The 12333-nt window shown below is 67.0% G+C and carries 6 protein-coding genes and 4 pseudogenes; 3 read left to right on the top strand and 7 right to left on the bottom strand.

What is annotated here, in order from left to right; genetic code table 11:
- Nucleotides 1-97 precede the first annotated feature (97 nt).
- Both OG310_RS37970 and OG310_RS37965 read right to left on the bottom strand, forming a co-directional pair.
- A pseudogene (locus tag OG310_RS37970) lies at nucleotides 98-831 on the bottom strand (transposase); the annotation flags it as partial.
- 375 nt (nucleotides 832-1206) lie between these two features.
- Complete coding sequence (locus OG310_RS37965) at nucleotides 1207-2475, bottom strand: hypothetical protein (RefSeq protein WP_329460734.1); 1269 nt, start codon at nucleotides 2473-2475, stop codon at nucleotides 1207-1209.
- Between the two features lie 868 nt (nucleotides 2476-3343).
- Here OG310_RS37965 and OG310_RS37960 point away from each other — a divergent pair.
- Nucleotides 3344-3421, top strand: a pseudogene (locus OG310_RS37960) (DUF5131 family protein); the annotation flags it as partial.
- Between the two features lie 1398 nt (nucleotides 3422-4819).
- Here the strand turns inward: OG310_RS37960 and OG310_RS37955 are convergent.
- The 3 genes and pseudogenes from OG310_RS37955 to OG310_RS37945 all read right to left on the bottom strand — a co-directional run.
- Nucleotides 4820-5401, bottom strand: coding sequence for a hypothetical protein (locus OG310_RS37955; protein ID WP_329460733.1), 582 nt, complete (start codon nucleotides 5399-5401; stop codon nucleotides 4820-4822).
- Nucleotides 5402-5431: 30 nt separating this feature from the next.
- On the bottom strand, nucleotides 5432-7033 hold the full coding sequence (locus tag OG310_RS37950) for an ISL3 family transposase (protein WP_443078964.1): 1602 nt from the start codon (nucleotides 7031-7033) through the stop codon (nucleotides 5432-5434).
- 153 nt (nucleotides 7034-7186) lie between these two features.
- Nucleotides 7187-7558, bottom strand: a pseudogene (locus tag OG310_RS37945) (transposase); the annotation flags it as partial.
- Between the two features lie 83 nt (nucleotides 7559-7641).
- Here OG310_RS37945 and OG310_RS37940 point away from each other — a divergent pair.
- Nucleotides 7642-8047 (top strand): annotated as a pseudogene (locus OG310_RS37940) (transposase); the annotation flags it as partial.
- Between the two features lie 1188 nt (nucleotides 8048-9235).
- On the opposite strand, the gene OG310_RS37930 reads toward OG310_RS37940, so the two are convergent.
- Nucleotides 9236-9577, bottom strand: a complete 342-nt coding sequence (locus tag OG310_RS37930) for a hypothetical protein (RefSeq protein WP_329460732.1) — start codon at nucleotides 9575-9577, stop codon at nucleotides 9236-9238.
- 59 nt (nucleotides 9578-9636) lie between these two features.
- Complete coding sequence (locus OG310_RS37925) at nucleotides 9637-9804, bottom strand: hypothetical protein (RefSeq protein ID WP_329460731.1); 168 nt, start codon at nucleotides 9802-9804, stop codon at nucleotides 9637-9639.
- 943 nt (nucleotides 9805-10747) lie between these two features.
- Between OG310_RS37925 and msrB the strand changes: the two genes are divergently transcribed.
- The gene (gene msrB, locus OG310_RS37920; protein ID WP_329460827.1) at nucleotides 10748-11212 is read left to right on the top strand and encodes a peptide-methionine (R)-S-oxide reductase MsrB; all 465 of its coding nucleotides are present in this window, start codon (nucleotides 10748-10750) and stop codon (nucleotides 11210-11212) included.
- The last annotated feature ends 1121 nt before the right edge of the window (nucleotides 11213-12333 follow it).

Raw genomic sequence — 12333 nt, 5'->3', positions numbered from 1 at the left:
CAATTCGGTGCTTGGCAGGCCAGTCATCCGGACCCCCTAGTACTCCAGCAGGATTTCGGTGTCTGACCTGTGGGTTTCGCTGGGCGGCTGGAGTGTAGCGGGTTGCGGAGTGGGACATCGCCCAGAAGACGCGGGATGAGGACGGGTGGTGTTCGTAGTCACGGACCAGGCGCCGATGCACTATCAGGATTCCGTAGGTCTGCTCGACCCTCCAGCGGATCGGCCGCGGGACGAACCCCTTGTCCTGCGCGTTGCGTTGGACCATCTCGATCTCGATCCCCAGGCCGACGCCGTGCAGGACGACCTGGTTCTTGAAGCCGCGGTCGACCAGAGCCTTGCGGACGCTGCCGCCGGCGTGGTGGGCAGCCTGGTCCAGCATAGGGATAACCGCGGCGTTGTCGTGCGCGCTCGCGGCAAGGACGCTGACGGCGATCACCGGGCCGAGCACGTCCACGGCCACGCCCCGCTTGCGGCCCGGCATCCGTTTCCGGCGTCTCGGCCGGTCGTGGAGGCGGGGACCCCGGCGGTGACGTGGACACTCTGCGTGTCCAGCACCAACAGGGTCGGGTTCTCTAATCGGTGGGCCTTCTCGCGGACCTGGCAGCGCAGGAGTTCATGGATGACCTGGTCGGTTCCGTCGTCGCGCCACGCGTAGTAGCAGTAGTACGTCGCGCTCTTCCGCGGCAGATCGTGCGGGAGGTACGTCTGCTGGCAGCCGGTCCGGCCCTGGTAGCGGGTCGCGTTCACGATCTCTCGCGTCGCGCAGGAGCCCTAGTGGCCGCTGAGCGAACGGTGCCGGTCCTTCCCGGCCGTGATCAGCGGCTCGACCAATGACCACTGCTAAGGGCTGTCCCGTAAGTCACTGGAGGGGCGGACGGTCATCGTCACTCGGACGGGTTGTCCGCTTCTGGCCTGAGTTTCGAGGCTCGACGACATCGCCGCGAATCAGGTCGAACCGGACGCGCGCAAGACGTCGAACCAGTTACGGGACAACCCTTAGTCCGGCACGTCGCTTGGGTAAGGCGTGCGTTCACTCACTCCGACACCCCAGCAGACCACCAGCCGCGGACCAGCAGATTCCTCTCGCACCCACACCATCAGGCGACGACAGAACGCATCTAAGAATCACAAACCGCCCTCTGACAACGGCGATTGGGAAAGGGAGCACCGCAGTCCTGGCTGCGCCGCCTGGCCTGGTCCGGCCTATTACAGTGGTGCTCCTAGGGGCAAGACCCGCTCAGCGAGCTGCCCTCGCATTCTTCCTGCGCTGATGTCAGCTTCGGTGAGCCAATCGGCGCTCATGAGCACTTCAGCATGTTCGGCAATCTGCTCCGGACGTAGGGCGCAGAACGCCGCGACCTTGCGTAGGTCCAGTCCGTCGTCCTCGGGGTGTCCGAGGCAGCCATCGGGGCGACTGTGGGCAGCGGTGTACAAGGCCAGGAGGGGGATAGCAGCCCCCAGTTTCTTCCTACGAATCTTGCGGTCGCCCACGGTCTTCTGGGCCCAGCCGGAGATTCTGGCGCGTGTCGTCTTGCCGAAACCGAAGGGGCGGGACTGCTCGGCTAGTAGTGCGGGGACGGTGATGGCAGTGGGATCCTCCGGGCTGGAAGCCATCAGCGCGGCGACGGTGTCCGGCAGCCGCAGCCAGTCCACGGCGACCAAGCGCTCAAGTACCTGTTCAGTATCGCCTTGGAGCCAGCCGATGAGGTCCTGGCCGGTGACGTGTCCAGTGCCGGCACGTGCGGCCCGCAAAGTGAGCATGAGAACGGCAAGGTGGACTTCAGCTTCGGAGTGTGGGGCGTGGGAGGCTACGTAGTCGAGTATGGCGCGGGCATGGTCGGCCTGACTTGCAGTCAGCACCCGTTCCCCAACAGGACCGTCTCCGCGACTAACGTGCATGCCGTGGGTGGTGTCCACGGCCTTCTCGGCGCGCCTCGCCTCCTGGCGCAGGGAGTCGTCGCCGGTGACGTCGGCCCACAGGCGAAAGGCGCGGGCCTTGCGTGCGTGGAGGTCGGCCAAGAAGGCGAGGTCGGACTCGGGGAGCTGCTGGTAGGCGCGGTAGGCGTCCCCCAAGTCGACGAGTTCTGCGCGCAGGGACTCGGGCTTAAGGTCATGTGGCACGGTCCGCTGGGCGATTTTCCCCCACCGCTTCAACCGCCCGGATTTCGTGGTCGGTGCGGCGCTGCGCTCATCGGGGAGCGGTGTGACGCTGGAGGCCGGGGAAGAGGGGGCGCCAGGAGGGAGATAGGCGCTGCGGTCAGAGAACATCGCCGTCGCGTGCCCGGCCGCGCAGGGAGCGGTCACTCGTTCACCTGCCGGGGTCTTTTCCGGCTGGGCCGGCCCAGTCTGGCCGGGGCGCGACGGTGAGGCCGTGTCCAGGATCCGGCAGTTGAAGGTGGAAGCAGCGCACCGCGCGCAGGTCTCCGCGATGCGCCACAGCCGTGTGGCACGGTCCGCGTACACCGTCAGGACCACCTGGCCAGCGCATCGCACCACCCCTGCCGCCGGGCGCGGCCCTCCGTATCGCCTGGCGTCGGGGTCGGGAGTGTGCCACCCGCACTCGACGGCGCGGCAGGCGCACCTAGCCTCGCCGCGCGGCCCACCACCCGTACGGATGCGAGCCAGGTGCATGTTCACGTGGCCGACTGCAGCCTTGCGTCCTTCGACAGCATTGGAGAAGCGCTGATCAGCGCAGACAGAACGGGAGCAGGAAAGCTTCACCATACCAGCGGCGGGACGGCCGTCAGGGTCCAGACGCACCGTCCACACCCGGCCTGAAACACGCTCCTCCTGCTGTGTGCGGTCCACCACTGCCATGTATGTGCTCCCAGCCTTACTCGATCTGTCGCTCCGCTGGCCTCTATCATCGGGGATAGCGGCCGGCCACCCACGCACAACGGCATTCCAGCTCGATACGTTGCCAGCTTGCGAACAGCGACTCTTGTAGGGCTACCTGAAATGGGTGGCCACCCTTGCCCGCGACCACGTGCGTTTCCCAATGAACTGCCCGCCCGACGGCGGACTCGTTCAACGAACGCTGACGACAAACGAACGCGGTACGGTCTGCGCTCTACGCCGGGGCCAGAGCCGACCCACGCTCCGCAGCCAGCGTCCACGCGACGGCATCGAAACGGTGGGCCACAGCCACGACTCGCCCGCCCACGAGTCTGACTGCCCGACAGCAGAACCACGGACAAGTATGCACGGAAAAACTGAACGCGCGTTCTATCCATGGCCTTCGGTCGTGGCCCAAGGGCAGCTAGTGATGAAATGAGGCCTCCAGCTAGATTGGCGGACGACATGACGGCGCAGTCGAGTTCGCGAATGGCAAAGCGGTGGCACGATGAGTGACCGCAGCACGATCGAGTGGACCGAGGCCACCTGGAACCCCACGACCGGCTGCGACCGGGTCTCCCCCGGCTGAGGAAGCGGCCTGTCAGGACTTCGAGACCAACCAAGGTCCTCGATGTCTGTGAGGGAACTGACTTCCGTACCCGTGTGTCGCGTTGCAGGCCCGTCCTCCAGTTCCCTCCGATGAACTGCGCCCCCGCTGGCTGGGGCAGGGCTCATCACGGCTTCATGTGTGACGAGGCGGTGCGGGACCAGAACTCCCACGAGCAGGTCGCGGATGCCCGCGCGGCTGGTTCAGTCCCTTCGCTGGTGTGACCTCAGGTTTCTGGGCATCTATCCGACCCCCAGTTGGGTGACCGCGGAGGGAATATGCCATCACCGGCGCGGCAAGTGGCGGCCGGGCGGGGGCCACAGAGGAGACGCCCCGCCCGGCCAGAGCCGTCCACCACCGACGGCTAAGACGACCGTACGAGGGCAGGCGTGTTGCCGCTCGCTGTGTCCGTCAAGTGGCCGCATCCACCCCGCCCGTATCTGGCGGACAGCGCGGTGTCCTCGCCCGGAGGTGTGCCGGTGCGGAGGGTTGCCTACTGTCCCGGGTAAGCGAGCCCCCGAGGGGGCGTAATGCTGGGCAGGCCCACAGCGGAAGGTTGCTCTCGCGACCGTGCGGGAGGGTCCGAACGCCCGTCGTCGCCCGCGCCCAGGCTGTGGAACGCAAAGACGTCAGGCAACAGGGGTTCGGAGCCGGACGCCCGATGGTTGATATGCCGACGCTGGCGGTTCAGTGATTCGTCGCTGGGCTGGGCCGGGTGGTGGTGGCCGGGCGGGGAGCCACGAAGGAGGTGCGCCCGGCCAGGGCCGTCCGCCTTGCTGGACAGGGGGAGCGTAAGGGGGGCGGGCGTGGCTTTCATCGTTCCCGCTCCGCTCTGTGCTCCGGGCGGCCCCACCCGCCTCTGTAGGCACGCTGGCCCGTTGCGGCAGTCAGCGGGACGGATCGTCATGGCAGATCTCTGAGTATTCACGGTCTCTGACCCACGCCTCTCCCCCGCACCTCCCCTACAGCCCTCCTCCTAACTTGACGCTGCTGGGAATCTTGGAGCTGCCGAGGGCAGCAGCTGGTTTTCTCGACGTCACGCGACAGCAGTTGTCGACGGCCTCGGTCGGCGCTCGCCGGGCCCGGATTTCGATGTCGACGAGAGCGGGAGTCACCCGCGGGCACTCGGCAACGGCGGGACGACGGCCGTCACCTGCGCCCGTAGCGAGCGCTTTTGCCCCGGGCCTCAGAGGAGCGGCAGACGGCCTCTTGCCGCTCGACACCGAGCTGCTGTCCAAAGCCATCGATAGACGACGCGGGAAACGCCTCCCGAACTGCCTGAGAAACGCTGCTCCTTGTCAGGTTCTGGCTCGCTTTCCGTGACGCGTGCACGATGAGTGATCTCCGCTGGGAGACCAGTGGGACCGAAAATGAGTCTCAGGTGCAGACGATGGGGCAGCCGCGTCGGATCGAGTGCTGGGCAGCGCGCAGGAACAGCGCGACGTAGAAGGCTGTGTTCAGGTCCTTGCTCCACGGTCCTGTTCGAGTAGTGGCCAGTTCCTTTGCTTGGTGCCTGAACCACATGCTCAGGTCGAGGTTGTCGCATGTCGCCGGGGTTTCGGGTGGCAGATCGATGGCTGCCGCGAGCTTCTCGGCGAGCGGTAGTACCTGCGGAGCGCCGGCGACCATGGAGTCGTAGTCGCGGGATTCGACGGGCAACCAGATCTCCTCGTCGAGCGAGAAGGGCACGAGCACGGTCCAGCCGGACAGGGTCTCCGATTCCTCTCGTGACAGGTGTGTCTGGCACAAGGCGAGGAACCCGGTCATGGAGGGGGTCAGCTTCTCCTCGAAGGCTTGCCCTGATCCCGGTGCGAAGTCCACCTCCGGGGGTACGTCCTCGTAGGGCGGCAGGCCCCACCGCCTGAGTTCAGCGTTGAGCGCTGAAGCAACTTCACCCCATCCATCTTCCTCATCACCGAACCATTCCTCCGCGCCGACGCTCACCAAATACACACCCATGTCGGGAAGCTATCGCGCGCGCCTGACATCTCAGTGAGCCAACAGGACTCGCTTGCGGAGCAGTGCGAAGCCAGCCCGGCCGAACATCTGGCGCTTGAGCATCTTGATCCGGTTGACGTGTCCTTCGACGACGCCGGAGTTCCAGGGCAGCGTCAGGCCGGCGATGACCGCGTCGCGGTCTCGGTCGATGCCCGCCGCGAGAGTGTGGAGGCTGGGCAGGTCGTCCTGGCGGACGGCGTCGAGCCACTGCGGGAGCCGTTCGCCCTGGCGCTCGGTGAGCATCTGGGCGAAGAACCGGACGTGACCGGTCAGGGCATCGAGTTCGGGGCAGTTGGCCAGGACGGCCTTGAGCCGGACCTGTTCGATCTCGGTCAGCGTCTCGGGTCGGCTCAGGATCCATCTCGTCACCACGCGGGGTGCCGGCGGCTGCGCGGTCACCGGCCGCGGCGAGGTCCGTTTCTCTCGCAGGTAGGCGCTGACTCGGCCGTAGCTGCCTCGATAGCCCAATGGAACGATCTCCTCCCAGAGCTTCCAGGCGATGGTGCAGCCCTCGTCCCAGCGTTCGTCCAGGTAGGGCTTGTACTCGTCGAGGACGGAGGTCCTGTTGTGCTGCCACTGGCCGCGGAAGAGGTCTTCGGGCTTCGCGGCGTCGGCGAGGCTCTTGACCGTGCGGTGGGTCATGTTCAGCTGGCGCCCGATGGAGCGGCGGCTGTGGCCGGCTTCCAGCAGCGCGTGGACCGTGGCGTGCCGGGCTCGGACACGGTTGGCGAACCGCTCGCTCCGCCAGGGAGAGTCAGCCTTCTCCTCGGACAGCGCCGGTAGGTTGACCTTCCCCACGCGATCAGGGACCAGGATGCGAAGGCACTGGCGGTGTCGGGCGACAGCCCGCTCAGCAGCCTCCCCGCGGTTGTGCCACAAATGCCAGCGGTCGGCGACCTGCGTCGCCTGGGGTGCCCCGGCTGTGGCGCCCTCGGCGAAGAACGGCGCGCGGTCCCGGCAGACGATCTCGACCCCGGGTCGCTTCGCCAGCCATGCGGCCAAGCTGGACGCCTCCCGGTCAGGCAGCAGATCCACCGGCCGACGGGTCTCGACGTCGACGAGTACCGTGCCGTAGACCCGTCCCTTGCGTGTGGCGTACTCATCAACGCCAACCACCCGCGGCGCTGGGACCTCTGGTTCGGGCAACACATCGAGCAGCCGCAACACCGCGCTGCGACTGATGGAAACCCCGAAGGCCCGTGCCAACCGGGCGCCAGCCCGGCCGGCGAGGGCCAGACCCACCGCGGCGAGAGTCGACCGCAAGCGCTCCGTCCACCTGCTGTGCCGCCGGGTCAGTCCCGGCATCTGCTCAGCGAACGTCCGCCGAGCACACGAAGACTCCGGACAGAAGAACCGCCGAACTCCCAGTTGTAGGACCACCAGACGTCCCCCACTCGGCACGTCCGCAGGACACCGCAGATAGGAGCTGTGCACCCGGGTCGACTCGCTCCCACAGTCCGGGCATGCCGCCCCGGCCGTCGCACTGCACACGTCGATGCGTATCGCCTCGTGACTCACGTCCAGCGACAGCACCGACACGTCCGCGATGGACGGAAACAGCAGGTCCTCCAGGCGGGGCGACGTCTCTTCCACGACGCCGCAGTGTCGACCACACCAAGATCGGCCCTGGTCATTTCCAGGCAACTTCCCCGAGCCTGAACGGAGCACCAGCCGTCACTCAGCGTGCGCGCTTCACGGAAAGCGGGCCAGAACCCCTTGTCATCAACAGAGCCACTATGCCCTTCGTCAAGCGAGCCGTGGGGTCCTGGGTTGGTAGAAGGTGCCGTCGCGGAGCCTGGCGAACAGGATGCTGGTGCGTTGGCGAGCGAGACGGAGGAGGGCTTGGGTGTGGGTTCTTCCGCCGGCGCGTCGTTTGCCGTAGTAGGTGCGAGAGGCTGTGTCAGCGTTCATGCAGGCAAAGGCGGAGAGGAGCGTAGGGCGTTTGAGCTGCCGGTTTCCGCCTCGGGGTACGTGTTCCCCATGGATCAGGGTCCCGGACTGTCTGGTGGTGGGGGTGAGTCCAGCGTAGGAGGCGAGATGGGCGGCAGTGGGGAAGCTGGTGCCGTCACCGACGGTGGATAGCAGGACTGCGGCGGTCCTGACGCCGACACCGGGCATCTAGGCCACGTCCCCCAGGAGGAGACCCGCCCCGTGCAGCGTCTCATCGAACGGGTCGAAACCGCCCCCGACGACCTGACACGCCGCGTCCTCCGAGGCTCCGGAGGTATCCCGGGCGGCTGCCGACGGATGACCAGGCTGCCTTGCGTGGGATCGTTTACGTGCTGCGCAAGGGTGTGAGATGGGCGGATGTGCCCACGGAGCCGATCGGCTGCAGCGGTGTGACGGCCTGCCGGCGTTTGCGGGACTGGACCGAGGCTGGTGTGTGGCCCCGTCTGCACGAGATCCTGCTGGCAGAACTGCGGGCGACGGGCTTGCTGGACATGGATGACGCAGCGATCGACGGCTCTCACGTCCGGGCCCTCAAGGGGGGCTCACACCGGACCGTCGCCAGTCGACCGCGCACGTCCGGGCAGCAAGCACCACCTGATCACCGACCGGCGCCGCACCCCTTTGGCCGTCTCGCTGACCAGCGGAAACCGCCACGACGGTGGCTCTGAGGGGATGGGGTATCCGGAAACCTACGCGATCGCTGCCCAGCGAGCGCAAACGGTCAGCCGGGCCTAGTCTGGTGCGGAAGGCCTCCATGCGGTGCAGTCTCCAGACCGCTTCATCGCATTGGAGGCCTTCCCTGTTCATTTGCATCAACGCCGTCTGTGCTGAACTGGTCCGGTCCGAGCTGTCGAGCGTTTTATCCTTTTGTGACGGTTCGCTGAAGACCCGGTTGTATGTAGGGAGGTAAACGGCCGCGAGGCGTCGCCCTCTTGCTGCTCTGAACGGGAGCATTCTGGGTATTCTAGCGAGAGGACGGGGGCTCCCCGTGCGGCATATCAGCTTGAATTCTCCTTCCTGCTCGAATGTCCGCCAATTCCGCCGACAATGCAACCATGACGTTGTTTATAGGACTGAATCTACTGCGGCCGGATCGAGCGATCCTGGCACGGCAGCGGGGGTGCCAGCAAAGGATCCTGCCTATGCAGACGGCGCCAGCTGCCGCAAGTTGCGAGGGCAACCCTTGTTGGTTTACGCGGCACCACCCAGGGCTTACCCGGGCCCACCCGGGGCTTGCCCAGGACAGCCCGGCGCCCTTCCGCACAAGCGCGTCGCCGGGCAGGGACACCGCCCCGCCGGATACGACGGCGGTTGGGATGGATGCGGCCACCCGGAGAACACAGCGGGCGACACCACAGCCCGCCGTCGTACGGTCGGTTCAGGCCGTCTGAGCTTGTTCCGCTGTGACGGACAGCTTTGGTGCGCTGGTCAGGCTGCGAATGCGGGCTCGTAGTCGACGGGGTTGCGGTAGTCGAGACTGCTGTTACTGACGTTGTGGGCGTGGTGTCGTGGGTACAGGTCCGGTCGGGGTGGGGGGTGGGCCGGGCGTGCGGGTCGATGAGGGCCCGGATGGTGGTCATTGTGGACGTTTGAGTTGTCCCGGATGAGGACGATGGGCCCCTCCGGCTGCTCGTGGGTGGCGATGAGGAGGTCGCGGTACTCGGTCCAGGCGAAGCTCCCGCGGCCGCGGCTCTTGTGGCCGGTATGCCGTTCGAGACGGTAGATCAGGGGGGAGTGTTCACCCGGTTTGTAGCAGCTCAGGGCTGCTATGGAGCTGGGAACGGCCTCGGGTCCGGATGACCGAGGTGGGTCCGCGCCTGCCCCAGGTGCGGGAGGTCGGGGGCGTCATCGAGAATCCGGCTTCGTCCCCAGCAGTGCCAGGGCTGCCCGCCGGGTCAGCAGCCCGAGCTCGGCATCCAGCTCGGTTGACCTCCTCGTCCATCGCCTGGTGGCGGCGGGCCAGACGGCGCAGGGCCGCACGCGCGGCAGGCGGCGGACGGAATAGGTCGTCACCGGGCCGGAGCCGGGCCAGAGTCCGTATCGTGTGGCCCGCTCCAACCCGGCGGTCTGCTCGCGCAGCATCGCGGGCGCGGAGACGAGCAGGCCACGAATCTGGTTCATGGCTTGGGTGCGGGCCTTGACCGCGCTGCGGCGTGCGACCCGCAGCACGCGTACCGCCTCGACCACGCCGTCCCGGCTCTTCGGGGTGCCGGTGGCGCGTCCGAGAGCGCGGCCGTCGCGTCGGCCTAGGCGTCGATCGGATCGGACTTACCCTTCATCCGGCGGGTCTTGCGGTCCAAGCGGTCGACGTCGACGACCGCGACCCCGGCCGCCGCGAGGACCTGGGCCAGCTCGGCCCCGTAGGCGCCGGTGCCCTCGACACCGACCGCGACTAGTGCGCCGTGGCCACGCATCCAGTCCAGCAGGTCGCGGTAGCCGCGGATCGTGGTGGGAAACTCCCGGTCGGCGAGGTCCTATCGATGGAGTCGATCATGGCCGCGTGGTGGGTCACGCCGTGGGTGTCGACTCCGTCGGTGAGCTCCGGGCCGTCATGCGTCTTGCTGGTCATGCCCGTCCTTGCCGCTTGTCCGAGCCGAGGGCGGCACGCGCCGGTCGGGCGGGTGGACAAGGCAGTGGCGGGGCTTCTGGACCAAGCCCCTGACTCGTTCCATTGAGCCTGGATGCTCGGTCTGCAGCAACCGCGCCCTGGCCGCGGGAACTGGCCCTGCTCGCCCTCGGCTACCGCCGACTCGTTGCCGACACCGGTCGCTGCCCTGTCAGTGGTGACCTCCCTCCGGCCAGATCATCGCGTCCGGTTCCGGCAAGCCGGGCAACCACCCGCACCCTCGTGCATCGTCTTTGGAACGCGGGCAGCGGCACAACGGGACCTCTCGCAGACCACTTGCCGGACCGTCGAACAAACCCGGACCTGGACCGCACAAATCCGCTGGTACACGCACGACTAACCAACGTTTTGTCGCGCCCCGAACCCCCGATCACCCGAGCTGGGGCTACGCCTACGTGCGCTACTGCCTGAGAGGCCTCACACTGGATGCAGAATTGTTTGCGGATGTAGGGGCCGGACCCGAGCGGGCTTGGGGTGGCTGGACCGTGCCAGCGCCGCTTTGTCGTTGCTCGGGGCCGCAGCCTCAGTGGTTCATTGAGACGGCTGAGGCGGTGCGTTCGCAAGGCCAGTCATATCCGGTGGTCCCCGCGGCCTAAGGAAAGCGCCGCCCATCCTGCGACGGCGTTGCCAGCGAGGCGGAAGGACAGGGTCCCGGTCGGTAAGAATACGGCGACCAGCGACGCAGATGCCCTGAAGGAACGATGCATGCCAGCACCTTCGAGGAGGCCGAGATGCCGGAGTACCGTAAGAGCCCGGAGCGTCTTTCGCAGCTCACGGACCAGCAGTACCGCGTAACTCAGAATGATGAGACAGAGTCCGCATTTGACAACGCTTACTGGGACAACAAGACACCCGGAATCTATGTGGATGTCGTGTCGGGGGAGCCCCTGTTTGCCTCGTCGGACAAGTTCGACAGCCGTAGCGGGTGGCCCAGTTTCACAAAACCCCTCGAGGCCGGCAACCTCGTCGAGAGGCGCGACACCAGCCATGGCATGACCCGCGTCGAGGTTCGGTCGGTGTCGGGGGACAGCCACTTGGGGCACTTGTTCCCCGACGGGCCCACCGACCGGGGCGGCCTTCGGTACTGCATCAACTCAGCATCCTTGCGCTTCATCCCCGTTGAGGACCTTGAGAAGGAGGGCTACGGCCAGTTTCTGGGCCAGTTCGACGCCTCCGAGGGAGGGGTCGGGGCCTGAGGGTTTTCCTGAGGACGCCGCAATGCGCGTCAACGTAGGAGCGAAGGCCGGGCTGGTTACCTAGCCTCGGCTCTTCGTGGAGGCGGTTGCGGCGCGAGGAGTGATGTACCAGGGGACGGAAGCCCCCGGAAGGACTTCCACGTGCCTGCCCCGGCAATTGCGAGGTGCACCTGCCGCCCGACGTGTCACACCCTGGCCCCGCATAGCACGGTTGAGGCTTCGGCAAGCGTAACCAAGCTGGCGCTCTCGGTCCTCCAGCCGGGCTTCGTGGCGAGCCAATCGTCGGAGTGGAGTCTGTGCACGGTGCATGACAGGCCGCCATCGGTCGTGCTGTTTACCCGCAACATCGCCTCGGCCGAGCGGGTGGTGCGGCTGACAGCTCAGCTTCGCGCCGGCAATCGGAGTCCTTGATCATCGTGATCGACGCTGAGGCGGGGGATGTAACCCATCTGGGTTCACGGGCGGCTCGGCCCGGGCCTCGCGCGGGGCCTCAGCCGCTGGTTGCATGCTGCGGGCGTGAGCCTCGACGTCGACCCCAACCCGGACAACCTTGTCTTGGAGATCGGGTTATTCAGTGTCGAGACCGCCGTGGAAGAACTGGCGCCGCGTCACGTCACCTCCAATGAGAGACGCGGGGCGATTCCGCCCCGCGTCGCGCGCTTCCCGGAACGACCTCGTCCGAGTACCCCCGGAAAACCGCGGAATCCTCAGCCTGCCTCCACGATACGCACGGTCGCCGGCCGCGCCCGATGGCGATGGTCGTCCGCGGTGTGACACGAAGCACCTGGGTAGGCGCCGCCCCCACAGGCCTCGCCGCGAACCTGTTCAGCCCGGCGCGATCATGGCGGCGACAGGCCTGCCCTGTACATCGCCGTTCCGCACGGCACCACGGCGCCGTGCGGAACGCGGGACGGCCAGTTACCGGTGGGAGTACGGCTACACCCTGGCCCCGCATCCCGACAGCGTGCCGGACGAGCCGCCAACGGCGGTCGGCCCCGCATCTTGCTTGCTTGCCCTGGCCCTGGCTCTGGCGCTGGCGCTGGCAGATCAGCACCGCCGATTGCACCGGCCTGCTGACTGTGCTTGCACGGACACTTTGGGGTGCTCAGACACAACCTTCA

The organism is Streptomyces sp. NBC_01497, assembly GCF_036250695.1.
Classification (GTDB): domain Bacteria; phylum Actinomycetota; class Actinomycetes; order Streptomycetales; family Streptomycetaceae; genus Streptomyces.
This window is presented reverse-complemented; position numbering and strand designations above follow the sequence as displayed.